The 23,824-nt window shown below is 71.4% G+C and carries 18 protein-coding genes; 5 read left to right on the forward strand and 13 right to left on the reverse strand.

Translation table 11 applies throughout. The features are described from left to right. Positions 1–196: 196 nt before the first annotated feature. The 11 genes from ACSLTV_RS10490 to uvrC form a co-directional block, all read right to left on the reverse strand. Positions 197–1,462, reverse strand: a complete 1,266-nt coding sequence (locus ACSLTV_RS10490; protein WP_435612009.1) for an MFS transporter — start codon at positions 1,460–1,462, stop codon at positions 197–199. A 145-nt stretch (positions 1,463–1,607) separates the two neighbouring features. Further along, positions 1,608–1,943, reverse strand: coding sequence for an RNA polymerase-binding protein RbpA (locus ACSLTV_RS10495; protein ID WP_003957010.1), 336 nt, complete (start codon positions 1,941–1,943; stop codon positions 1,608–1,610). Positions 1,944–2,140: 197 nt separating this feature from the next. After that, positions 2,141–2,377, reverse strand: a complete 237-nt coding sequence (gene secG / locus ACSLTV_RS10500) for a preprotein translocase subunit SecG (RefSeq protein ID WP_432136079.1) — start codon at positions 2,375–2,377, stop codon at positions 2,141–2,143. Between the two features lie 135 nt (positions 2,378–2,512). Further along, positions 2,513–3,289 (reverse strand): triose-phosphate isomerase, encoded by a 777-nt coding sequence (gene tpiA, locus ACSLTV_RS10505; protein WP_432156573.1) that lies wholly within the window; start codon positions 3,287–3,289, stop codon positions 2,513–2,515. A 5-nt stretch (positions 3,290–3,294) separates the two neighbouring features. Next, positions 3,295–4,506, reverse strand: a complete 1,212-nt coding sequence (locus ACSLTV_RS10510; protein WP_432136077.1) for a phosphoglycerate kinase — start codon at positions 4,504–4,506, stop codon at positions 3,295–3,297. Positions 4,507–4,642: 136 nt separating this feature from the next. Beyond that, positions 4,643–5,650, reverse strand: coding sequence for a type I glyceraldehyde-3-phosphate dehydrogenase (gene gap / locus ACSLTV_RS10515; protein ID WP_432136076.1), 1,008 nt, complete (start codon positions 5,648–5,650; stop codon positions 4,643–4,645). A gap of 226 nt (positions 5,651–5,876) precedes the next feature. Next, positions 5,877–8,834: a M14 family zinc carboxypeptidase gene (locus ACSLTV_RS10520; RefSeq protein ID WP_435612010.1), complete on the reverse strand. Its 2,958-nt coding sequence runs from the start codon at positions 8,832–8,834 to the stop codon at positions 5,877–5,879. A gap of 163 nt (positions 8,835–8,997) precedes the next feature. Further along, positions 8,998–9,987 (reverse strand): DNA-binding protein WhiA, encoded by a 990-nt coding sequence (gene whiA, locus ACSLTV_RS10525; RefSeq protein ID WP_432136074.1) that lies wholly within the window; start codon positions 9,985–9,987, stop codon positions 8,998–9,000. Next, the gene (locus ACSLTV_RS10530; protein WP_432136073.1) at positions 9,978–11,045 is read right to left on the reverse strand and encodes a gluconeogenesis factor YvcK family protein; all 1,068 of its coding nucleotides are present in this window, start codon (positions 11,043–11,045) and stop codon (positions 9,978–9,980) included. The genes whiA and ACSLTV_RS10530 overlap by 10 nt, the downstream gene beginning before the upstream one ends. Next, complete coding sequence (gene rapZ, locus ACSLTV_RS10535) at positions 11,042–12,049, reverse strand: RNase adapter RapZ (RefSeq protein ID WP_432136072.1); 1,008 nt, start codon at positions 12,047–12,049, stop codon at positions 11,042–11,044. The genes ACSLTV_RS10530 and rapZ overlap by 4 nt, the downstream gene beginning before the upstream one ends. Then, entirely contained in the window at positions 12,046–14,283 is a 2,238-nt protein-coding gene (gene uvrC, locus ACSLTV_RS10540) for an excinuclease ABC subunit UvrC (RefSeq protein WP_435612011.1), read from the reverse strand. The genes rapZ and uvrC overlap by 4 nt, the downstream gene beginning before the upstream one ends. 582 nt (positions 14,284–14,865) lie before the next feature. On the opposite strand from uvrC, the gene ACSLTV_RS10545 reads away from it, so the two are divergent. Then, positions 14,866–15,774 (forward strand): hypothetical protein, encoded by a 909-nt coding sequence (locus tag ACSLTV_RS10545; protein WP_432136086.1) that lies wholly within the window; start codon positions 14,866–14,868, stop codon positions 15,772–15,774. A gap of 202 nt (positions 15,775–15,976) precedes the next feature. On the opposite strand, the gene ACSLTV_RS10550 is transcribed toward ACSLTV_RS10545, so the two are convergent. Continuing rightward, positions 15,977–16,402, reverse strand: coding sequence for a Rieske 2Fe-2S domain-containing protein (locus ACSLTV_RS10550; protein WP_432156575.1), 426 nt, complete (start codon positions 16,400–16,402; stop codon positions 15,977–15,979). 411 nt (positions 16,403–16,813) lie between these two features. Between ACSLTV_RS10550 and ACSLTV_RS10555 the strand changes: the two genes are divergently transcribed. Then, positions 16,814–17,902, forward strand: a complete 1,089-nt coding sequence (locus ACSLTV_RS10555; RefSeq protein WP_435612012.1) for a LacI family DNA-binding transcriptional regulator — start codon at positions 16,814–16,816, stop codon at positions 17,900–17,902. Further along, positions 17,899–18,810: a carbohydrate kinase family protein gene (locus ACSLTV_RS10560; RefSeq protein ID WP_432136068.1), complete on the forward strand. Its 912-nt coding sequence runs from the start codon at positions 17,899–17,901 to the stop codon at positions 18,808–18,810. Before ACSLTV_RS10555 ends, ACSLTV_RS10560 begins: the two co-directional genes overlap by 4 nt. A gap of 207 nt (positions 18,811–19,017) precedes the next feature. Here the strand turns inward: ACSLTV_RS10560 and uvrA are convergent, their stop codons facing one another. After that, positions 19,018–22,020: an excinuclease ABC subunit UvrA gene (gene uvrA / locus ACSLTV_RS10565; RefSeq protein ID WP_435612013.1), complete on the reverse strand. Its 3,003-nt coding sequence runs from the start codon at positions 22,018–22,020 to the stop codon at positions 19,018–19,020. Positions 22,021–22,241: 221 nt separating this feature from the next. Here uvrA and ACSLTV_RS10570 point away from each other — a divergent pair, with 221 nt between their 5' ends. After that, complete coding sequence (locus tag ACSLTV_RS10570) at positions 22,242–22,928, forward strand: maleylpyruvate isomerase family mycothiol-dependent enzyme (RefSeq protein WP_435612014.1); 687 nt, start codon at positions 22,242–22,244, stop codon at positions 22,926–22,928. A gap of 9 nt (positions 22,929–22,937) precedes the next feature. Then, entirely contained in the window at positions 22,938–23,594 is a 657-nt protein-coding gene (locus ACSLTV_RS10575; protein WP_432136065.1) for an MBL fold metallo-hydrolase, read from the forward strand. Positions 23,595–23,824 lie beyond the last annotated feature (230 nt).

A 23,824-nucleotide genomic window follows, 5' to 3' on the forward strand; every position in this document is an offset into this window, starting at 1 on the left:
CTGTGTAGCCGGTGCCGCGTCCCGGGTCGGCGGCGAACAACTCCCGCAGCCGCACCTCGCCGAGTTCCTCGCGGTGCTTGGCGAGGGCGGTCCACTCGGGGGTCTGGTCGAGCCTGCTACGGCCGTCTGCGTTCATGTCGGACTTCAGCCTCTTTCCTCATCTGTCCGTGCCCCGCTGCCGACCCAACCTAGTTGATCAGCGGGGGTCATGAGCCGTCGTGGGGTCATCGTGCGTGACAACGGATACGTCCGGGCGGCCCAGGGGTATCAGCGCGACGACGGACAGGGCGAGAAAGAGGGCGGCGAGGAAGGCCGGGGTGTTGCCGCCCCAGGCGGTGGCCGCGGCCCCGCCGAGCAGGGCGCCCAGTGGGGCCCCGGCGACACCGAGGGTCCGGAAGGCCGAACTGATCCGGCCGAGCATGATTTCGGGGCTGCGCTGCTGCATCAGCGTGGTGGTGTTGACGTTCCACACCATGCCCATCACCCCGAAGACCGCCATCGCGGCCACCAGGGCGGTCAGGCTGCGCACCGAGCCCATCACCACCAGGGCGCCGATCTGGACGGCCCCGGCGAGCAGTACCGAGCGCACGGCGCCGAGCCGACGGACGAGCCAGCCGTTCACCGCTCCCCCGGCCAGGTTGCCGACCGTGTAGGCGGTGGCGGCGATCACGTATCCGGTGCTGCCGGCGTCCAGCCAGCCGGTGACCAGGACCACCAGGGTGGCGATGAGGGCGCCCATGCCGACGTTGCACAGGGCGGTGGCGGCGCACAGGCCGCGCAGGGCCCGGTCGCGGCCCAGGGCACGCAGCCCCTCGGCGATCTCCCGGCGCAGGGTGCTGCCCGCCGCTCTCGGTTCGCGCTCGGGCGGCGTGGTCCGTACCGAGGCGACCAGGGCGGCGGCGAGCAGGAAGGTCGCCGCGTCCACCGCGAAGGGCGCACCCGCGCCGACGCCCAGCAGGAGGGGCACGGCGGGAGCTCCCAGCAGACCCCCCGCGATGCGCTGACCGGTCATCAGGCGGGCGTTGGCGCTGCCGAGGGCGGCGCGGTCGACCAGGGTGGGCAGCAGGGCCGTGGCGGCGTTGTCGAACAGTGTCTGCAGGGTGGTCAGGGCGAGGGCGAGCGCGATGAGCAGGCCGATCGACGCGTGCCCCAGCGCCACGGACCCCGCGAAGGCGGCGACCAGGCCCGCACGTACCGCGTCCACGGTCCACATGGCGCGACGCTGGTCGACGCGGTCGGCGACGGCACCGCCGAGCAGCCCGAACACGATCCACGGCAGGTAGCCGCAGGCCGTCACCGAGGCGATCAGCAGCGGCCGGTCGGTGAGCGTCACGGCGAGCAGCGGCAGGGCCGCCGTGCGCAGCGCGTCGCCGAAGCTGGAGAGCACGGCGGCGCTCCACAGCCGCCCGAACCCCCCGCGCCAGTCGGGCGCACTGCCTTCGGCCGCGCCGTCCGCATCCATGACTCCCCCTCGTGGTCCGCGCATGCGTCACCGATGCACGAACCGTAAAGGGCAGCACTGACAATCGGTCGGCGGCGAACCAGGGAGCGAGGTGCGGATACGCGTCCGGCCAGGAACCCGTGGGCACCCGGCCGGTCGTGAAGTCCTAGATCTCGCCGCGCAGTTTGGCGAGCGCCTCGGCGAGGATCGCCTCGCCGTCCGCGTCGCTGCGCCGCTCCCGCACGTACGCCAGGTGCGTCTTGTAGGGCTCGGTGCGCGGCGGGTCCGGCGGGTTGTCCCGGTCCTGTCCTGCCGGGAAGCCGCAGCGGGGACAGTCCCAGGTGTCGGGAACCTGCGCGTCGCTGGCGAAGCTGGGCTGCGTCTCGTGCCCGTTGGAGCACCAGAAGGAGATGCGCAGACGGGGCGCGGACTCGCCCCGCTCGGCCTCGCCCATCGGCCCCGCCCCGACCCGGCTTCCTCGGATCGCGTTGCCACTTGCCACGGTCGTAACTCCCTGCGTGATGGTGCCGCGAAGCGAGTCGGCGTTCCGCTTCGCTGCGAGCGCCTCAGTCTACGTAAGGCCCAACGCGCGTCCAGTGATTGGAGTTACAAGCCCCCCACCCCCAGACGCAAGCCCCATGATAGGCCGCGCTCCTCGGCGCGTACCCGACATGGGGCGTCACGTGCGGAAAGGAGGGATCAGTTGTTCGCCTTCATCACCAGTCCGAGGACCATGATGCACGCGAACCAGAGCAGACCGACCACGACGGTGATGCGGTCGAGGTTGCGCTCGGCGACCGAGGAGCCGCCGACGGAGGACTGCATGCCGCCACCGAACATGTCGGAGAGGCCGCCGCCCTTCCCCTTGTGCATCAGCACCAGCAGCATCAGCAGCAGGCTGAAGACGATCAGGGCGATCGAGAACCCCAAAACCACGGCTGGACCAACTTCCTCGGATACGGATGGACGACGGGGGCACAGCGTGGCTGTGCCCCCGCAAGGGTACGACGGATCGCCGCTACCGCATACTCACAGCTTGCCGGGGCGCCCGCGGGGCGCCCCGGTCTCGTGTCACTGGTCGCGGAACCGCACGATCTTGACGAACTCGTCGGCGTCCAGGGAGGCGCCGCCGACCAGCGCGCCGTCGATGTCGGCCTGCGCCATGATCTCGGCCACGTTGCCGGCCTTGACCGAGCCGCCGTACTGGATGCGGACCTGGTCGGCGACCTCCTGCGAGTACAGCTCGGCCAGCTTGCCCCGGATGGCGGCGCAGACCTCCTGGGCGTCCGCGGCGCCGCAGACCTTGCCCGTGCCGATGGCCCAGACGGGCTCGTAGGCGATCACGACGGTCGCGGCCTGGTCGGCCGGGAGGTCCTTCAGACCGCCCTCGACCTGGGCCAGGGTGTGCGGGACGGCGTTGCCGGCCTCGCGGACGTCCAGCTCCTCGCCGACGCACATGATCGGGGTGAGGCCGTGCTTGTAGGCGGCCTTGACCTTGGCGTTGACGACCTCGTCGGTCTCGGCGTGGTACTGACGGCGCTCGGAGTGCCCGATCGTCACGTAGGTGCACTTCAGCTTGGCCAGCATCGGGCCGGAGATCTCGCCGGTGTAGGCGCCGCCGTCGTGCGCCGAGATGTCCTGGGCACCGTACTTGATCTTCAGCTTGTCGTGCTCGACCAGGGTCTGCACGGAGCGCAGGTCCGTGAAGGGCGGCAGGACGGCGACCTCGACGGCCTCGTAGTCCTTGTCGGCCAGGGCGAAGGCGAGCTTCTGGGTGTGGGCGATGGCCTCGAGGTGGTTGAGGTTCATCTTCCAGTTGCCCGCCATCAGCGGCGTGCGGGTGGTCATCGGGGTCAGTCCTCCAGTGCGGCGAGGCCGGGGAGCGTCTTGCCCTCGAGGTATTCGAGAGAGGCGCCACCGCCGGTCGAGATGTGGCCGAAAGCGGCCTCGTCGAAGCCCAGGGTGCGCACGGCCGCGGCGGAGTCGCCGCCGCCGACCACGCTGAAGCCCTTGGACTCGACGAGGGCCTGGGCGACCGCCTTGGTGCCCTCGGCGTAGTCGGGGTGCTCGAAGACGCCCATGGGGCCGTTCCAGAAGACGGTCGCCGCGTCGGCGAGCTTCGAGGCGTACAGCTTGCAGGTCTCCGGGCCGATGTCCAGGCCCTGCTGGTCGGCCGGGATGGCGTCCGCGGCGACGGTGGTGGGGTGGGTCGGCGCCTTGGCCTGGAGGTCCGGGAACTCAGTGGAGACCAGGACGTCGACGGGGAGGACCAGCTCGACGCCGTTCTGCTCCGCGCGCTTCATGTACTCGGTGACGACCGGGACCTGGTCCTCCTGCAGCAGGGAGACGCCGATCTCGTAGCCCTTGGCCTTGAGGAAGGTGTACGCCATGCCGCCGCCGATGAGCAGCCGGTCGGCCTTGCCGAGGAGCTGGTCGATGACGGCCAGCTTGTCGGAGACCTTGGCGCCGCCGAGGGCGACGACGTAGGGGCGCCGGACGTCCTCGGTGAGCTTCTTCAGCACGCCGACCTCGGTGGCGATGAGGTAGCCGGCGTAGTGCGGCAGCCGGGCCGGCAGGTCGAAGACCGAGGCGTGCTTGCGGTGGACCGCGCCGAAGCCGTCGCCCACGTAGACGTCGGCGAGGGCGGCCAGGCGGTCGGCGAAAGCACCGCGCTCGGCATCGTCCTTGGAGGTCTCACCGGCGTTGAAGCGGAGGTTCTCCAGCAGGGCGACCTGGCCCTCGAAGAGGCCGGCGACGGCGTCGCGGGCCGAGTCGCCGACGGTGTCGGCCGCGAACGTGACCGCGCTGCCGAGCAGTTCACCGAGGCGGGAGGCGACGGGCGCGAGGGAGTACGCGGGGTCCGGGGCGCCCTTGGGGCGGCCGAGGTGGGAGGCGACGACGACCTTGGCGCGCGCGTCCACGAGGGCCTTGACGGTGGGCAGGACGGCGCGGATCCGGCCGTCGTCGGTGATGGTGCCGCCGTCCAGCGGCACGTTGAGGTCGGCGCGGACGAAGACCCGCTTGCCTTCCACTCCTTCGGCGAGGAGTTCGTCGATCGTCTTCATGGAAGAGGACTCCTGGTGAGGGCTTTTGCTGCTCCAGATCGTAGAGACAGCCGGTCTGCACGTGAGTCAGGGCTCGGGCGGCGCGACGGTGCGCTGCCCGAGCCCTGCTCTCACATCAGGTCGCCTGCGGGGGCGATCAGAGCTGGTTGCCGACGAAGACCGTCAGGTCGACGAGGCGGTTGGAGTAGCCCCACTCGTTGTCGTACCAGCCGATGACCTTCACGTTCTTGCCCTCCTGGACCATGGTCAGGGAGGAGTCGAAGGTGCAGGACGCCGGCGCGTTGACGATGTCGGAGGAGACGATCGGGTCCTCGGTGTACTCCAGAATGCCCTTCAGCTCGCCCTCGGCCGCCTTCTGGAAGGCGGCGTTGACCTCTTCCTTGGTGACCTCGCGGCCGAGCTCCAGGACCAGGTCGGTGACCGAGCCGGTGGGGACCGGGACGCGCATGGCCATGCCGTCCAGCTTGCCCTTGAGCTGCGGCAGGACCAGGGCGGTGGCCTTCGCGGCACCCGTGGTGGTCGGGATGATGTTCTCCGCGGCGGCGCGGGCGCGGCGCAGGTCCTTGTGCGGGAAATCCAGGATGCGCTGGTCGTTGGTGTACGCGTGGACGGTGGTCATCAGGCCCTTGACGATGCCGAAGTTCTCGTCCAGGACCTTCGCCATCGGCGCCACGCAGTTGGTGGTGCAGGAGGCGTTGGAGATGACGTGGTGGTTCGCCGGGTCGTACTTGTCCTGGTTGACGCCCATCACGATGGTGACGTCCTCGTCCTTGGCGGGTGCCGAGATGAGGACCTTCTTGGCGCCGCCGGCGATGTGCTTCTCGGCGTCGGCCTTCTTGGTGAAGATGCCGGTCGACTCGATGACGATGTCGACGCCCAGCTCGCCCCACGGGATGTCGGCGGGGTTGCGCTCGGCGAGGACCTTGATGGTCTTTCCGTCAACGGTGATGGTGTCCTCGGTGTGGGTGACCTCCTGCTTGAGGCGCCCGAGGATCGTGTCGTACTTCAGCAGGTGAGCGGTGGTCGCGGTGTCACCCAGGTCGTTGACAGCCACGATCTCGATGTCTGCACCCTGCTCCAGCAGCGCGCGGAAGTAGTTACGACCGATGCGGCCGAAGCCGTTGATGCCTACGCGGATCGTCACGAACCGATCTCCTCGTTGGTACGCCGGCCATGCGGAGCCGGCGAGCTCTGTTTGGGATGTCCCCGACCACCCACGACCCTACCTCCCTGAGGCCGTCGGGGTGACATCGAGTTGGCCCATACACGGCAGGACGGTCCGTACCCGCCAGTAGGGTACGGACCGCCCAGGCCGTTGGGCCCATTCACTCCTTTTGCCTACGTCCGGTCAGCCCTGTTGACACGTCCGGTCATCGTCCGAGCGCGTCCAGTGCTCGCTTGAGCAGGGCGTTGCGGTCGGCCGCCGAGGTGACGTGCTCCAGGCCGAAGCCCAGCAGCACGGTGTCCCGCGTGGTGACCGCGCCGTACGTCTGGAACAGGGTGCCGGTGCGGGCCCAGTCCTTCAGGACGGCCGGACTGCCCGCGGGCGGACCTGCCGCACGCCAGGCGCCGAGCGAGGACTCGAAGCCCTCGGTCTCGGTGGCCGTGCCCCCGACCACGAGCGCGGCGTCGTCGACGAGGACGCCGTGCCCGCCGCTGCCGGGGTCGGTGACGTAGCTGATCGAGACCTCGACCGTCCGGCCCGCGTAGGCGCTGAGGTCGAAGGCCACCGGCTGCCAGCCGCTGGAGGCGCCGGTCAGGGCGTGCCAGGACCCGGTGCTGCCGGTCGCGGTGCACTCGGTGCCGGCCAGCGTCAGATAGTGCCGCAGCCAGGGGTGGCCGGCGATGTAGAAACCGGCCCCGCACTCCTCCGGCACGGCGGTGGACGTGGCTCCGCCGACCTCGGGAAGGGTGGTCCAGTCATCCGCGCCGACGGTGTGCGCCTCGACCACCGCGTTGTCGTAGCCGGGCTCGGTGTCCCAGAGCATCTGGGCCCGCAGGGCCGGCTGCTGCGCGGCGGCGACACCGGTGAGGTCGATGGTGCGGGTGAGACGCTTGTAGGCGTTGTCGGTGTGCACGGCGGCGGCCATCGCGGAGCCCGCGTACGGCCCGTACGGGTTGACGGTCCCGGCGAACCGTCCGGCGCCGGCGCTCGCGAACTGCGGGTAGGTGGCGGCGGGCAGTTCGTCCGAGGTGACGCTGTAGGCGCCGGCCTTGTCCAGCGGGTTGCCGGGGGCCGCGCCGAGCGGTCCGTCCGCTCCGAGCAGCTCGCCGGAGCCGGTGAAACCGGTGGCGCCGGGCGTGGCCGTACGGGAGTAGGCGCCCAGGTAGTACTGGCTGAAGTCGTTCGACGGGGTGCCGTCGCCCAGGTCGACGCTGCCGCCGGCCAGCTCACCGGCCTCGATCAGCCTGCCGCCCTCGTTGAGGAAGGCGCGCAACTGCAGTTGGGTCGGGTTGCCGGGGGCGCTCGCGCCCGTGTAGTGGACGACGGTGTCGAAGTGGCCCAGAACGCCGAGGGCGTCGGGCGCGCCCCGGGTCGCGACGTCCCAGACGACCGCCCTGTGCCCGGCCGCCTTCAGCGCGTCGACGTAGACCGCGGCCTGCGCGGCGGGCGCGCCCTCCTCGGCGACGACGAGGACGTCCGCGCGCGGCCGTTCGGCGACGGCGTAGGTGAAGTGCCGGCTGGAGACCTTCTTGCCGTGCCTGGTCTCGCCGGTGAACCACACCTCGACCTCGTCGCCCGGCTCGCCGTCCTCGACCTTGGCCCGGTACTCGTCGAAGTAGAGGTTGTCGTCGCCGCCGTAGGTCTCGCCGCCCCGCCAGGGCCGCAGCGCCATGTCCAGGACACGGCCGCCGTTGACGCGGTACTTCAGCTCCTTGTCACGCACCGACCTGCGTGCGACGACGGAGACCTCCTGGTCGGCGCCGCGCGAGTAGGAGGTGGTGAACGGCGCCGGGGTGAAGTCGGCGGCCCTCAGGCCGACCGCGGACGAGGGGGTGTCCGGGTGCCGGGCGGTCTCGGCGACGGACAGCGCGAACGGGATGTTCTTCTGGAACTCCTGCTGGATCAGCTTCTCGTCGTCCGGGAAGTTGAAGACCGACTGGCAGTCGGCCGCGTTCCACCGGTCGTTCGGGTCGAGGTCCGAGGCGGTCTGGCAGGTCGACATCTCGGGGGTGAACATCGCGATGCCGTTGACGTTGGCCGCGTGGCCGTCCGCCTCGCCGTTGGTGGTGTAGAGCTCCGAGGAGACCTGCGGGTGGTAGCCGGGGACCGCCGGGTTGTCGGGCGTGCCGGCGAGTGCCTTGTACAGGACGTCGTCGGGGGTGTCCGTGGCGACCTGCCAGCCGACGCCGTAGAGGAGGAGTTCGGCGGCGGAGTGGTAGTTGATGGCGTACCGGAAGCCGATGCGCCGCTCGAACGCGTCCAGTGCCCGGGTCTCCGGCTCGGACGCCGGGCCCGGACCGCGGTAGGTCTGGCTCGCCGGGTCGGGGGACGAACCCTCGTCGTCGTAGGCCCACTTGTAGGCGAAGTTGCGGTTGAGGTCGACGCCGTCGCCGGTGGACAGCACGCCGTCGCCGTTGTTGTCCCGCAGGTTCTTGCGCCACAGGCGGGTGGTGGAGTCCTGGAAGGTGTAGTCGTAACCGTCGGGGTTGGCCGAGATCACGAACCACAGCTCGGTGGTGTCGACGAGCCTCTTGATGCGTTTGTCGGTCTTGTAGTTGTCGATGTAGTGGTGCATCAGCCGCCGGGTCATCTCCGGGGTGATCCACTCGCGCGCGTGCTGGTTGGACAGGTACAGCACGGCCGGTTTGGAGCCGTCCTCCGCCCTGCGCGCGTTCTTGGTGAGCTTCAGGGCGAGGATGTCCTGGCCCTTGACCGTCTTGCCGATGGAGACGACCTTGGTGAGGCCGGGGTTCTCCCGGCCGGTGCGCAGGATCTCCTCCTTGAGGCCGCCGCTGCCGCCGTACGGGCGGAACACCCCGTCGGCGGCGGCCTCCAGGCGGTTCTCGGCCTTCGCGGTGAGGGTGTGCTCCGTGAGGTCGACGCCCTGTTTCTCCAACTGCTTCGCCTGGCCGTCGGTGAGATAGACCTCCACGGTGGCCTCGCCCCGGTCGGGCACCACCTCGCCGAGTTCGTGGGCGTCCTGACCGGCCGCCAGGAGCAGGGGCACCTGCTTCTTGGTGACGTCGGCCCGGAAGACCTTGACCTCGCCCCCGTCCCGCTCGGGAGCCGGGCCGCCGGTCTGCGCCTGGGCGACGGGCGCCAGGCTCGCGCCGCCGATCAGGAGCGCGCCGACAGCCAGGGCCGATCTCGCTGTATGTCTCATGAACCCCCCTGTAGTGGGTCCGCCACAGCAGCGAACAGATGCCAGGCTCATGACACTTCATGATCGAGTCAAGGGCGCCTCCCGGACGCCGAAGCGCCGGAGTGGTCACTCGAAAGAGTGGCCACTCCGGCGCTTTGACGGGCGGTCAGCCCACGGCGGGGCGTCAGCCGGCGAGGTTGTCGGCGAACTCCTCGGAGAGGTTGGCCTCCGTGCCCGGGATGCCGAGATCGGCGGCGCGCTTGTCGGCCATGGCCAGCAGCCGGCGAATACGCCCGGCCACCGCGTCCTTGGTGAGCGGCGGATCGGCGAGCGCGCCCAGCTCCTCCAGGGACGCCTGCTTGTGGTCCATGCGCAGCCGGCCGGCCGCGGCGAGGTGCTCGGGGACGTCGTCGCCGAGGATCTCCAGGGCCCGCTGCACCCGGGCACCGGCGGCGACCGCGGCCCGCGCCGAGCGGCGCAGGTTGGCGTCGTCGAAGTTGGCGAGACGGTTCGCCGTGGCGCGCACCTCGCGGCGCATCCGGCGCTCCTCCCACGCCAGCACCGACTCATGGGCGCCCAGCCGGGTGAGCAGCGCGCCGATGGCGTCGCCGTCGCGGACCACCACCCGGTCGACGCCGCGCACCTCGCGGGCCTTTGCGGCGATGGAGAGCCGGCGTGCGGCGCCGACCAGGGCGAGCGCGGCCTCGGGTCCGGGGCAGGTCACCTCCAGCGAGGAGGAGCGGCCCGGCTCGGTGAGCGAGCCGTGCGCCAGGAAGGCCCCGCGCCAAGCGGCCTCCGCGTCACAGGTGGCCCCGGAGACGACCTGCGGCGGCAGCCCGCGGATCGGACGGCCGCGGCCGTCCACCAGACCGGTCTGGCGGGCCAGCTGGTCGCCGCCGGCGACGACCCGCACGACGAAGCGCGAGCCGCGCCGCAGGCCGCCGGGTGCCATCACGATCAGCTCCGAGCTGTGGCCGAAGATCTCCAGGATGTCCCGCTTGAGCCGGCGGGCCGCCATCGCCGTGTCCAGCTCCGCCTCGATCACGATGCGCCCGCTCACCAGGTGAAGGCCGCCGGCGAACCGCAGGACGGCGGATACCTCCGCCTTTCTGCAGCAGGTCCGGGTGACGGGGAGCCGGGAGATCTCGTCCTTCACCGCTGCCGTCATCGCCATGGGCCGATCCTTCCATGCATCCGAAAAATACGGTCGTACGCGGCGGCCAGCAGCTCCGGATCATGCCGCGGAGTTCCGTCGGGCCGGGCCACGGGCGCCAGCTCCACCGCGCCCCCGAACCGTTTGGCGGCGTCGGTCAGCAGGTCGCGGTCGGGCACGGCGGCCTCGTCGGCCAGCACCACGTCCAGGGCGAGTTTAGGGGCGTGTCGCCCCAAAACCTCCAAATGACGCTGCGGGGAGAAGCCGTCGGTTTCCCCCGGCTGCGGCGCGAGGTTCAGCGAGAGCACCCTACGTGCCTTGGTCTCCACCAGGGCGTCGAGCAGCTCCGGCACGAGCAGGTGCGGGATGACCGAGGAGAACCAGGAGCCGGGCCCGAGCACCACCCAGTCGGCGTCCAGCACCGCGGCGACCGCCTCCGGGACGGCGGGCGGGTCGTGCGGCACCAGGTGCACGGACTGCACCTCGCCGGGGGTGAGGGCGACCGTCGCCTGTCCCCGGACGATGTCGACGTCCTCCGGCCGCGCCGGGTCGTGGCCCTTGACCAGGGCCTGCAGCTCCAGCGGTACGGCGGACATGGGCAGCACGCGCCCGTGCGCGCCCAGCAGCTTGCCGACCAGGTCGAGGGCCTGGACGTGGTCGCCGAGCTGTTCCCACAGGGCGACGATCAGAAGGTTGCCCACCGCGTGGCCGTTGATGTCGCCCTGGGACTGGAAACGGTGCTGGATGACGCGGGACCAGGTCTGGCCCCAGTCGTCGTCACCGCACAGCGCGGCCAGCGCCTTGCGCAGGTCGCCGGGCGGCAGCACCCCCAGTTCGTCCCGGAGCCGGCCGCTGGATCCGCCGTCGTCGGCCACGGTGACGACGGCGGTGAGGTCGCCGGTGATCCGGCGCAGCGCGGCGAGCGAGGCGGACAGCCCCATGCCGCCGCCGAGGGCGACGACCTTGGGCTGGGTTCCGCGGCGGCGCGGTCTGCCGCCGCGGGCCTCGGCAGGCCTGCCTGCGCGCCCTTCGGGCACCACCCTGCGCAGGCGGCCCAGCCGCGGAGTGCGTCCTGTCATTCCCGTCCCATGTCCCGGTGGACGACCACCGTCTCCACACCCTCGGCCGCGAGGCGCGCGGCGAGCTTCTCCGACATCGCGACGGACCGGTGTTTGCCGCCCGTACACCCGACGGCGATGGTCACGTAACGCTTGCCCTCCCGACGGTAGCCCGCGGCGATCAGCTGCAGAAGCTCCGCGTACCGGTCGAGGAACTCCTTCGCGCCGGGCTGGTTGAAGACGTACGCCGCGACCTCGTCGTTCAGGCCGGTGTAGGGGCGCAGCTCCGGGACCCAGTGCGGATTGGGCAGGAAGCGCATGTCGACGACCAGGTCGGCGTCGACCGGCAGGCCGTACTTGAAGCCGAAGGACATCACGGTGGCCCGCAGCTCGGGCTCCTCCTCGCCGGCGAACTGGGCGTCCATCTTGGCGCGCAGTTCGTGCACGTTGAGGCTGGAGGTGTCGATCACCAGGTCCGCGTCGCCACGCAACTCGCGCAGCAGCTCCCGCTCGGCGGCGATGCCGTCCACGATGCGGCCGTCGCCCTGGAGGGGGTGCGGTCGGCGCACCGACTCGAAGCGGCGCACCAGGGCGTCGTCGGACGACTCCAGGAAGACGATGCGCCGGGTGACGTGCTTGGCCTCCAGGTCGGCCAGGGACTCGCGGAGGTTGTCGAAGAAGCGCCTGCCGCGGACGTCCACGACGACCGCGATCCGCGCCACGTTGCCCTGGGAGCGTGCGCCGAGTTCCACCATGGTGGGGATCAGGGCGGGCGGCAGGTTGTCGACGACGAACCAGCCGAGGTCCTCCAGGCACTTGGCGGCCGTGGACCGGCCCGCTCCGGACATGCCGGAGATGATCACCAGCTCTGGAATGGCGGCCTCCGGAATTCCGGGGGGAGGCGTGCTCTCCGTACTCACCTGTGCTCCGTCGTCGTGGTGTGCGGGGGGCTCTGGGCCCTCGGGGCCCGGCTGCGCGTGTGCGGGATCTCGCTGTGCTGTGGGCTGCTGCTCGTGCTCTGTCATGTCTCCTGCCCCCGTCGTTCCTCCGGGGCTCCGGCCGTCACCGGTTCCCCGCGGGAACCCGCCGTCGTCTCGGGTTCCTCGTCTTCAATGATCTCTCCGGTCGCCGTGTTCACGGCGGGGCCGCCCGGGGTGGCCCCGGCCAGGGCCGCCGCGATGGTCTCGGCCGTCTTGCGGCCTATGCCGGGGACCTCGCAGATCTGCTCGACCGTCGCCGCCCGCAGCCGCTTCACCGAGCCGAAGTGCTTGATCAGCGCCTGCTTGCGGGCTTCGCCCAGGCCCGGTACGTCGTCCAGGGGGCCGGTGCGCAGCCGCTTGGCGCGTTTGGCGCGCTGGTAGGTGATCGCGAACCGGTGCGCCTCGTCACGCACCCGCTGCAGCAGGTACAGGCCCTCGCTGGTGCGGGGCAGCACGACCGGGTCGTCGTCGTCCGGGAGCCACACCTCCTCCAGACGCTTGGCGAGGCCGCAGACGGCGACGTCGTCGATGCCCAGTTCGTCGAGCGCCCGCCGCGCGGCCGCCACCTGGGGCCGGCCGCCGTCCACGACGACGAGTTGGGGCGGGTAGGCGAACTTCCGGGGGCGGCCGTCGTCGTCCTTGAGCGAGTCGAGCGGGCCCGGTGAGTCGGGTGAGGTGGGAGGGCCTACGGATACGTCGCCGTCCACGGCGTGGCGGGGGGAGGCCGCGTCGACGGGGGCGCCGGTTGCTTGGGGGTCGTCCGTCCCGACGGCGTCGGGGGCGGCGCCGGTTGCGTGGGCGGCGTCCGTCCCGACGGCGTCGGCAGGGGGGCCCGCGTCGGTGGGGGCGCTGCGGCCGTCGGCCCACTCCCCCGTGCGCTCCTTGTCGGCGAGGTACCGCTTGAAGCGGCGGGTGATCACCTCGTGCAGGGAACGGACGTCGTCCTGGCCCTCGAAGCCCTTGATCTGGAAGCGGCGGTACTCGCTCTTGCGGGCCAGGCCGTCCTCGAAGACGACCATGGACGCGACCACGTCGTCGCCCTGGAGGTGTGAGACGTCGTAGCACTCGATGCGCAACGGGGCGCTGTCCAGGTCGAGGGCGTCGGCGATCTCCTCCAGCGCACGCGAGCGCGTGGTCAGGTCGGAGGCGCGCTTGGTCTTGTGCAGGACGAGGGCCTGCTGGGCGTTGCGCTCCACCGTCTCCATGAGCGCGCGCTTGTCGCCGCGCTGCGGGACGCGCAGGGAGACACCCGAGCCGCGGCGGCCGGTGAGCCATTCCTGGACGGGCTCGACCGGGTCGGGCAGGGCGGGGACGAGGACCTCCTTGGGCACCGCGTCGCCGGTCTCCTCGCCGTAGAGCTGCTGCAGCGCGTGCTCGACGAGGTCGCCGGTGGTGACGGCCTCCACCTTGTCGGTGACCCAGCCGCGCTGCCCGCGCACCCGTCCGCCGCGGACGTGGAAGATCTGGACGGCCGCCTCCAGCTCGTCCTCGGCGACGGCGATCAGGTCGGCGTCGGTCGCGTCGGCGAGCACCACCGCGTTCTTCTCCATGGCCTTCTTCAACGCGTCGATGTCGTCGCGCAGGCGGGCGGCCCGCTCGTACTCCATCTCCTCGGCCGCCTCCCTCATCCGCCCTTCCAGACGGCGGAGGTAGGTGCCGGTGCGGCCGGTCATGAAGTCGCAGAATTCGTCGGCCAGTTCGCGGTGCTCCTCGGCCGACACCCGGTCCACGCAGGGGGCGGAGCACTTGCCGATGTAGCCGAGCAGGCAGGGCCGGCCCGTACGGGCGGCGTTCTTGAAGACACCGGCGGAGCAGGTCCGCACCGGGAAGACGCGCAACAGCAGGTCGACGGTGTCGCGGATGGCCCACGCGTGCGCGTACGGCCCGAAGTACCGGACGCCCTTCTTCTTGTGGCCGCGCATCACCTGGACACGGGGAAACTCCTCGTTCATCGTCACCGCGAGGTACGGGTAGCTCTTGTCGTCGCGGTACTTGACGTTGAACCGGGGGTCGTACTCCTTGATCCAGGAGTACTCCAGCTGCAGCGCTTCGACCTCCGTGGACACCACCGTCCACTCCACGGACGCGGCGGTGGTCACCATGGTGCGCGTCCGTGGGTGCAGGCCGGCCAGGTCCTGGAAGTAGTTCGCCAGGCGCTGGCGCAGGCTCTTCGCCTTCCCGACGTAGATCACCCGGCGGTGCTCGTCACGGAACCGGTACACCCCGGGAGAGTCCGGGATGTCTCCCGGCCTGGGGCGGTAGCTGGAGGGATCGGCCATGTCTCACACCCTACTGGCGCACTGTGACACTCCGGGGGCCGAGGACGACGGGTCCGGCAGTGTCCGGGCGTACCGGAGGCGGTCCGACTCGGCCAAGCACGGGCGGGCGCCGTGCGCCAGGTGTTGTCGCGGTCTGGTCAACGCGCTTCAATGCGGGGGAACTCGGGGCCGTGAACGACGCCGCACGGAGAGTGAACGGCCGGGCGTCCACGGGGGCGGGCCCCGGCACATCCACGGGAAACGGCCTGACCAGCCGTTGTGAGCTTTCACAGAGAGGCCCCCTGCATGCTGCATGCCACACAGCACGCGGACACCGCCGCGCGCACCGGCGCGATCGTCGGCGCGGACACCTGCCCGGACACCGGCGCGAACGGTTCTTCGTACGCCGGCTCGGACGGCCTCGGCGACCGCATCGCGGCCGCCGGCGTGCACGACGGCGTCGGCGGCTTGGGCGCCTGCGACGACGGCGTGGGCGACAGCAGGGACGTGGGCGACGGCGGGAACGCAGGTGGGGGCGCGGGCGACGGCGGGGAGGTCAGTGGGGGCGGTGCCGGGGAGGACGCGGGTGCCGGAGATGCGGGACTGGCGGCGGCTCTGCGGGGCGGGCCCTTCCACGTCGCGCTGCGCGCGGCCATAGCCGCCCGGGGGTTGCCCCTCCAACGCGTCCAGCACCATCTCTCACGCCAGGGCATCACGGTGGGAGTGACGAGCCTCAGCTACTGGCAGCAGGGCGCCCGACGCCCACAGCGCCCCGAGTCGCTGCGGGCCGTACGCGCGCTGGAGGAGATCCTGCGTCTGCCGGAGGAGTCACTGATCCGCCTGCTCTCGGAGGCGTCCGACGACATGGCGGGTACCGGTCGGCGGGCCGTCCGCTCCTACCGCTCCCACCTGGCGGCGTCCGACATCCTGCGGAAACTGGTCGCCGACCTCGGCATGCCCCTCGACGGCGGTCTGCACATGCTCGCCCACCACGAGCGCGTGCGCGTCGGCGCGCACCGCGAACTGCTGGGCCGCGAGGCGCACCACATCGTGCGCGCCGCCCGCGACGGCGTCGACCGCTTCGTGGCCGTGCACCAGGGCGACCCCGGGTGCGCGCCCGAGCGCATGGCGGTGCACGCGCTGGAGAACTGCCGCGTCGGACGTGTCCGGCGCCACCACGAGACCGGCATCCTCGTCACCGAACTGCTCTTCGACACCCGGCTGCGCTGCGGCGACACCTATCTGTTCCGCCACGGCGTCGAGGACGGCACGGCGGGTGTCTCGCACGAATACGTGAGAGGCTTCGGGCCGCTGGGCGGCCAGTACGCACTCCAGATCGCGTTCGACGCGCGTGCCCTGCCCGTGCGCTGCCACCGCTTCACCCAGCACTCGGCGGCGGCCCCGCGCGGCGGCCGCCAGGAACTGCCGCTGAGCCACCGCCACCACTGCGTCCACCTCGTCGAGCCCCGCGTGCGCACGCGCATGGTGGGAATCAGCTGGGACTGGGACTGAACGGACCCGCCCCACCGGCACGAACGCCGGCGCGGACGTCGGCACGAACGCCGGCGCCCTGTCCGCCCGGAGACCGCCCGACAGCCGCGCCGCCTGCCCGGCCGGACCCTGGCTCCAACGCCGGTGCCCCCGCCGTCCCGCCCGCGTCCGCCGCCCCTTGCACCGGTCGGGCGGGCGCCGGTCGAGCGCCGGTCAGATCCGGTCAGGCGCCCGGGCCCGCGATCAGCTTGCCGTTCTCCGCCTTGACGGAGAGCTTGGGCAGGCCCACGGAGGCCGGTCCCCGCAGCACCTCGCCGGTCGCCGCGTCGAACTCACTGCCGTGGCACGGGCAGATCAGCTTCTCCCCGTCGAGCTTGTTGATGGCGCACCCGGCGTGCGTACACACCGAGCTGTACGCGCTCAGGGCGCCGTCGCCGGCCCGGCTGACCACCACGTTGTGGTCGCGGTAGAGCCGGGCGTCGCCGGGCGAGAGCTCGCTCGCCGACCCCAGTTCCACCGGCGCCGTGGGCGTGGCCGCCTCGGTCGTACCGCCCAGGGGTGAGCAGGCGGCCGCTGCCGTCCCGGCGACGGGCGTGAGAGCCGCCCCTCGCAGAACGGTGCGGCGGGTCGCGGAGGGTCGGCCGGGCATGAGGGACTCCACTGTCGGGGCGCGGTGCGGGCGGTCACGCACACGCGGTGCGGGCGGTCACGCACACGCGGTGCGGGCGGTCACGCGCACGATACCGCCGGGGTCCGGGTGGGGTTGCGGCGGGTTGCAGCGGGTTGCGGCGGGTTGGGTGGACGTAAGTGTCTATGGGGGTGCAGCGCTCACGCAGACTTCAGACGTCAGCGGCTGCCGCAAACGCGGGCGTAAACGCGTGCGTAAACGCGTGCGTAAACGTTTGCGCATGCGCTTGCGTAAGCGTTTACGAGCAACCTCTGGATGCGATAGCTTGCCGACCGTACGCGGGTCACCGCTCGGCGCCCACCACCGACCGTCCGTCGCTCACGCCATGACGGCGGACCGCCGTCAGACGCACTGCTTCGGAACGGAGACCACATGGCGACCATGGCCGACGTCGCACGCCTTGCCGGAGTGTCCGCCGCGACCGTCTCGCACGTGATGAACGGGACCCGGCCCGTCCTGCCCCACACGCGCCAGGCCGTCCTCGACGCCATCGACGAACTCGGCTACACCCCCAACGGCCTGGCCCGCTCGCTGGTGACGGCCCGCACCCGTTCCATCGGGCTGGCGGTGTCCGCGATCAGCAACCCGTACTTCACGGAGATCCTCCAGGGCGTCGAGGCGAGCGCCCTGGAGCACGGCTACAGCCTGCTGATCGCCGACCCGCACGACGACCCGGAGCACGAGCGCAAGGCCGTCCAGCTGCTGCACGAGCGCAGGGTCGACGGGCTGGTCGTGGCCCCCTCCGCCGACTCGGACGGCCTTCTCGCCTACCTCGGCCGCCATGCCGTACCCACGGTCCTGCTCGACCGGACGGTGGACGCTGTCGCCGACGGCATGCCCCGCTTCGACCAGGTGTGCGCCGAGAACGCAGAGCCGATGGCCGAGCTGGTCGGGCACCTCACCGGGCTCGGCCACCGCCGGATCGGCCTGGTCGCGGGCCTGCCCGGCCTCAGCACCACGGAGGAGCGCGTCTCGGGCTACCGGCACGGCCTGGCCGGCGCCGGGCTCCCCTACGACGAACGACTCCTGGTCCACGGCGACTCCGCGACCGCCGGCGGCGAGCGAGCCACCGCCACCCTGCTGTCCCTCGCCACCCCGCCGACCGCGCTCGTCACCGCCAACAACGCGATGACCATCGGCGCGCTGCGGGCGCTGCGCGAACAGGGCCTGTCGGTGCCGGACGACATCGCGTTGTGCTCCTTCGACGACTTCGCCTGGGCGGACCTGTTCTCGCCCCGGCTCACCGCGATCGCCCAGCCCAGCCGGGAGATGGGCGCGCGCGCCGTCCAGGTGCTGCTCGACCGGCTCGCCGACCCGGACCGGCCGGCCCGGACCGTGCGGCTGGGCTGCTCCTTCGTCCACCGCACCTCCTGCGGATGCGCCGAGGACTCCCCGGCGCGTCCCACCCCTCCTGCCCCCGCACCCGCTGCCCGCGCACTCCTCGAAGGGAACCGCCCGTGATCGTCGTCGCCGGTGAGGCACTGATCGACCTGGTACCACAAGGCGCGGGAGCGCTGGCCGATCTACGGCCGGCACTCGGAGGCGGCCCGTACAACACCGCGGTCGCCCTCGGGCGGCTCGGCTCCCCCACCGCCTTCGCCTCCCGTACGTCGCGGGACGCCTTCGGGGAGGCCCTGCTGGACGGGCTGCGCCGGGCCGGTGTGGACGTCCGCGCGGTGCAGCGGGGACCGGAACCGACCACGCTGGCGGTCGCCACACTCGACGCCGACGGTTCGGCCGCCTACTCCTTCTACGTCGACGGCACCGCCGACCGTCTGTTCGCGGCCCCGGACGAGCTGCCCGCCGGGACTCGCGCGGTGTCCTTCGGGACGTGTTCGCTGGTTCTGGAGCCGGGTGCGAGCGCCTACGAGAGGCTGATGCGGTTCGCGGCCGGGCGCGGTCTGTTCACCGCGCTCGACCCGAACATCAGGCCCGGGCTGATCGCCGACCCGGACGCCTACCGGGCCCGCTTCAAAGACTGGCTGCCCTCGGTGACCCTGCTGAAGCTCTCGGAGGAGGACGCCCGCTGGCTGGGCGGCACGCCGCGTGAGTGGCTCGCGCAGGGGCCGTCCGCCGTAGTGATCACCCAGGGCGGCGACGGGCTGACCGCGTTCACCCGGGACGGAGCCGTGCACTCGGTGCAGGGTGAGCCCGTCGAGGTGGTGGACACCATCGGGGCCGGCGACACCGTGAACGCGGCGCTTCTGCACGGCCTCGCCCAGCAGGACGCCCTGTCGCCCCAGGCCCTGGCCGCGCTGGGCCCGGCGGGCTGGGAACGCCTGTTGCGGTTCGCCGCCCGAGCGGCGGCGCTCACCTGCTCCCGCGCGGGGGCGGAACCTCCGTACGCAGCGGAACTGGGCGACTTCTGACGGCGAAGTCGCGCATGCCCGCCGGCGAGGGCCGCGCGGCGGACGGCGAGGCTGCTGCCGGCGAGGCGGCAGCGGGGCGTCCGGCGCAAGGGCCGGGCAGCCTCCGGCAGGGACCCGGACGCCGGAGAACGGCGGCGGCGCCCCGTGGGGTCTCCACGGGGCGCCGGGTCGTGGCCGGTCCGGACCGGGCCATGCCGTCGACGGCCCTCACGCCTTGCGGGCGCGGGCCGTCTTCTTCGCCGGAGCCGTCTTCTTGGCCGCCGCGGCGGCCTTCCTGGTCACCGTGCTGCTGACGGCCGACCCCGCGGCGACGGTCTTCTTCGCGGCGGTCCGGCGCGGCGCCTTCACCGGCGCGGCGTCGCTGATCCGGTCGGCGCCGAGGATCTCCCGCAGGAACTTGCCGGTGTGGCTGGCCGGCACCCCGGCCACCTCCTCCGGCGTGCCCTCGGCGACGACGATGCCGCCGCCCGCGCCGCCCTCGGGACCCATGTCGACGATCCAGTCGGCGGTCTTGATCACATCGAGGTTGTGCTCGATGACGATGACCGTGTTGCCCTTGTCGACCAGGCCGGACAGGACCTTCAGCAGCTTGCTGATGTCCTCGAAGTGCAGCCCGGTGGTCGGCTCGTCCAGCACGTAGACCGTGCGGCCGGTGGAGCGCTTCTGCAGCTCGCTGGCGAGCTTCACGCGCTGTGCCTCACCGCCGGAGAGGGTGGTGGCGGACTGGCCGAGGCGGACGTAGCCGAGACCGACGTCGTTGAGCGTCCTGAGGTGGCGGTTGATCGACGGGACGGCCTCGAAGAAGTTCATGGCCTCTTCGATGGGCATGTTGAGGACCTCGGCGATGGACTTGCCCTTGTAGTGGACCTCCAGGGTCTCCCGGTTGTAGCGGGCGCCGTGGCAGACCTCGCAGGGGACGTAGACATCCGGGAGGAAGTTCATCTCGATCTTGATGGTGCCGTCGCCCGCGCAGTTCTCGCAGCGGCCGCCCTTGACGTTGAAGGAGAAGCGGCCCGGCAGGTAGCCGCGGACCTTCGCCTCGGTGGTCTCGGCGAACAGCTTGCGGATGTGGTCGAAGACACCGGTGTACGTCGCCGGGTTCGAGCGCGGGGTGCGGCCGATGGGCGACTGGTCGACATGGACGACCTTGTCGACGAGGTCGTCGCCGTCCACGCGCGTGTGCCGCCCGGGCACGTTGCGCGCGCCGTTGAGTTCGCGGGCCAGGTGTGTGTACAGGATGTCGTTGACCAGTGTCGACTTGCCCGATCCGGAGACACCTGTGACGGCGGTGAACACGCCGAGCGGGAACGAGACGTCGATGTCCCGCAGGTTGTTCTCCCGGGCGCCGTGCACCGTCAGGCGCCGGGAGGGGTCGATCGGGCGGCGCACGTCGGGCACCGGGATGGACTTCTTGCCCGCCAGGTACTGGCCGGTCTGCGACTCGGCGTTGGCGAGCAGCTCCTTCAGCGATCCGCTGTGCACGACCTTGCCGCCGTGCTCGCCGGCGCCGGGGCCGATGTCGACGATCCAGTCGGCGACCTTGATGGTGTCCTCGTCGTGCTCGACGACGATGAGCGTGTTGCCCATGTCGCGCAGCCGGACGAGGGTCTCGATCAGCCGGTGGTTGTCGCGTTGGTGCAGGCCGATGGACGGTTCGTCCAGGACGTAGAGAACGCCGACGAGGCCGGAGCCGATCTGGGTGGCCAGGCGGATGCGCTGTGCCTCGCCGCCGGAGAGGGTGCCGGCCGCGCGGTTGAGCGAGAGGTAGTCCAGGCCGACGTCGACCAGGAAGCGCAGCCGCTCGTTGACCTCCTTGAGCACGCGCTCGGCGATCTTCTTGTCGCGCGCGTTGAGCTTCAGCTCGCCCAGGAAGTCCGCGCAGTCGCTGATGGACATCGCGGAGACCTCGGCGATCGACCTGCCCATGATCGTGACCGCCAGGACAATCGGCTTCAGGCGGGTGCCCTCGCAGGTGGGGCAGGGCACCTCACGCATGTAGCCCTCGAAGCGCTCACGGCTGGCGTCGCTCTCGGCCTCGCTGTGCCGGCGCTTGACGAAGTTGACGGCGCCCTCGAAGGAGGCCATGTAGACGCGCTCGCGTCCGTACCGGTTCCGGTAGCGGATCTCGATCTGGGTCTTGTGGCCGTACAGCAGGGCCTTCCTGGCACGCTGCGGCAGGCCGGCGAAGGGGATGTCGGTGCGGAAGCCGAGCGCGTCCGCGAGGGCGTTGACCTGACGGTCGAAGTAGTCCTTGGTGTGGCCGTGCGACCAGGGGTGGATGGCGCCCTCTTCGAGGGTCTTGTCCCCGTCGGGCACGATCAGCTCGGGGTCGACCTCCATGCGCGTGCCGATGCCGGTGCACTCGGGGCAGGCGCCGAAGGGCGAGTTGAAGGAGAAGGAGCGCGGCTCCAGCTCCTCGAAGGACAGGTCGTCGTACGGGCAGTACAGGTGCTCCGAGTACATGCGCTCGCGCTCGGGGTCGTCCTCGGGGAGGTCGACGAAGTCGAGCACGACCATGCCGCCGGACAGGCCCAGGGCGGTCTCGACGGAGTCGGTGAGGCGGCGCTTGGCGGAGTCCTTGACCGTGAGGCGGTCGATCACCACCTCGATGGTGTGCTTCTCCTGCTTCTTCAGCGTCGGCGGGTTGGAGAGCTGGACGGTCTCGCCGTCCACGCGCGCGCGGGAGTAGCCCTTGGTCTGCAGGTCGGCGAAGAGGTCGACGAACTCGCCCTTGCGCTCGCGCACCAGCGGCGACAGGACCTGGAAGCGGCTGCCCTCCGGCAGCTCCAGGACCTTGTCGACGATGGCCTGCGGCGACTGGCGGGAGATCGGGCGGCCGCACTCGGGACAGTGCGGCTTGCCGATGCGGGCGAAGAGCAGGCGCAGGTAGTCGTAGACCTCGGTGATGGTGCCGACCGTGGAGCGCGGGTTGCGCGAGGTCGACTTCTGGTCGATCGAGACGGCCGGGGAGAGGCCCTCGATGAAGTCGACGTCCGGCTTGTCCATCTGGCCGAGGAACTGGCGGGCGTACGAGGAGAGGGACTCCACGTAGCGCCGCTGGCCCTCGGCGAAGATGGTGTCGAAGGCCAGGGAGGACTTGCCCGACCCGGACAGGCCCGTGAAGACGATGAGCGAGTCCCGGGGCAGGTCGAGCGAGACGTTCTTCAGATTGTGCTCGCGCGCGCCACGGACGATGAGACGGTCGGCCACGCCGGTCCGCACCTTTCTTGAGAGAAGTGACAGGGGCGAGGCCCCCGTCCTTCTCAGACTAGGGGGAGCCACTGACAACGCCGGTCGGATTCACGGGTTGCAACAATCCCCGGCCATCCAGCATGCCCGACGCCAGCTCCGACCTTATAGCACGTGCATTCGATTTACGGCACTCCTTCACCACCTTCACCCGAAGGGGTGGCGGCACTAGGGTCAGCAGCATGATTGATCACGCTCATGACCTGGCGTCTGTACGGGACGCGACCGAGCGACTGCTCACCGCGGTCGCCAAGCTGGACAACGCGGCCGTCTCCGCGCCGTCACGCCTGCCCGGCTGGAGCCGGGGGCACGTCCTGGCGCATCTGTCCCGCAATGCCGACGCCCTCGTCAACGTCCTGGAGGGCCGGCCCATGTACGCCTCCGCGGAGGTCCGTGACGGCGACATCGAGCGGGACGCCCCGCGCCCCCTCGACGAGCAGCTCGCGGACCTGCGCGGGACCGCGGCCCGCTTCGACGCGGTCGGCGCCGCCCCCGCGGACTGGTCCCGCACGGTGGAGCTGCGCAACGGGGTGACCGACTCCGCCGCACGCGTGCCGTTCCGGCGGTGGGTCGAGGTGGAGCTGCACCACGTGGACCTCGGGATCGGATACCAGCTGGAGGACCTGCCGGCCGAGTTCGTCCAGCGGGAGATCGACTTCCTGACCGAACGGTTCGCCGGGCACCCCGGCGTACCACGGACCCGGGTGACGGACGGCACGCGCGCGTGGCACACGGGACGGGCCGCGGACGCCGCCGAGGCCACCGTCACGGGCCCCGCCGCCGATCTGCTGGGCTGGCTCGCCGGGCGCCGGGACGGATCGGCGCTGTCGGTCTCCGGTGGACCGCTGCCGGGCCTCCCCCCGCTATAGGCTGCGGTCATGACGTACAGCGGAGAGGTGACGGTCGGCGGCCCGGCGGACGTGCACGAGCTCAAGGACCTCATGATCACCAAGATCGCGGTCGGCCCCATGAACAACAACGCCTATCTGCTGCGCTGCCGGGCCACGGACGAGCAGTTGCTGATCGACGCGGCCAACGACGGTCACACGCTGCTCGGCATGATCGGTGACGACGGAATCGCCTCCGTCGTTACCACCCACCGGCACGGCGACCACTGGCAGGCCCTCGCCGAGGTGGTGGCGGCCACGGGCGCGCGGACGTACGCCGGCCGCGACGACGTGGAAGGCATCCCGGTGGCGACCGACGTGCCGATCGACGACGGGGACGTGATCCGGGTGGGTCAGGTGGAACTCACCGCCCGCCATCTGGTCGGGCACACGCCCGGCTCGATCGCCCTCGTCTACGACGACCCGCACGGGCATCCTCACGTGTTCACCGGGGACTGCCTCTTCCCGGGTGGGGTGGGCAACACCCAGAGGGACCCGAAAGCCTTCGCCCGGCTGATCCACGACGTCGAGACCAAGCTCTTCGATGTCCTGCCGGACGAGACGTGGGTCTACCCGGGCCACGGCAACGACACGACCCTGGGCGCGGAGCGACCGCAGCTGCCGGAGTGGCACGCGCGCGGTTGGTGAGCGCGAGGATCGCGCCCGGGACACGTGCGCAAGTTCCTTCGCGCGGTTCACGTGGCACGGAACGGGCGCGCGCCGTCGTCGCGCGCGCCCCGCGCATATTCGGCTCGCGCGCCCCGTGTGAACGGCGCACACCTGTCGGCATGTCGCGCGCGCTCCCCACGCGCGCGGTGGGCGCGGTGAACTGGACTCAGCCCCGCGCGGGATGACGGCTCCCGCTCGGCAGTGGCCGC

This window comes from Streptomyces sp. bgisy159, from assembly GCF_965341775.1.
Lineage (GTDB): Bacteria > Actinomycetota > Actinomycetes > Streptomycetales > Streptomycetaceae > Streptomyces.

Excerpts from the sequence above, each read along its gene's own strand:
- ACSLTV_RS10490 (WP_435612009.1), bottom strand. The coding sequence starts at position 1,462 with ATGGATGCGGACGGCGCGGCCGAAGGCAGTGCGCCCGACTGGCGCGGG.
- tpiA (WP_432156573.1), bottom strand. The coding sequence starts at position 3,289 with ATGACCACCCGCACGCCGCTGATGGCGGGCAACTGGAAGATGAACCTC.
- ACSLTV_RS10510 (WP_432136077.1), bottom strand. The coding sequence starts at position 4,506 with ATGAAGACGATCGACGAACTCCTCGCCGAAGGAGTGGAAGGCAAGCGG.
- ACSLTV_RS10520 (WP_435612010.1), bottom strand. The coding sequence starts at position 8,834 with ATGAGACATACAGCGAGATCGGCCCTGGCTGTCGGCGCGCTCCTGATC.
- whiA (WP_432136074.1), bottom strand. The coding sequence starts at position 9,987 with ATGGCGATGACGGCAGCGGTGAAGGACGAGATCTCCCGGCTCCCCGTC.
- ACSLTV_RS10530 (WP_432136073.1), bottom strand. The coding sequence starts at position 11,045 with ATGACAGGACGCACTCCGCGGCTGGGCCGCCTGCGCAGGGTGGTGCCC.
- rapZ (WP_432136072.1), bottom strand. The coding sequence starts at position 12,049 with ATGACAGAGCACGAGCAGCAGCCCACAGCACAGCGAGATCCCGCACAC.
- uvrC (WP_435612011.1), bottom strand. The coding sequence starts at position 14,283 with ATGGCCGATCCCTCCAGCTACCGCCCCAGGCCGGGAGACATCCCGGAC.
- ACSLTV_RS10550 (WP_432156575.1), bottom strand. The coding sequence starts at position 16,402 with ATGCCCGGCCGACCCTCCGCGACCCGCCGCACCGTTCTGCGAGGGGCG.
- ACSLTV_RS10555 (WP_435612012.1), top strand. The coding sequence starts at position 16,814 with ATGGCGACCATGGCCGACGTCGCACGCCTTGCCGGAGTGTCCGCCGCG.
- ACSLTV_RS10570 (WP_435612014.1), top strand. The coding sequence starts at position 22,242 with ATGATTGATCACGCTCATGACCTGGCGTCTGTACGGGACGCGACCGAG.
- ACSLTV_RS10575 (WP_432136065.1), top strand. The coding sequence starts at position 22,938 with ATGACGTACAGCGGAGAGGTGACGGTCGGCGGCCCGGCGGACGTGCAC.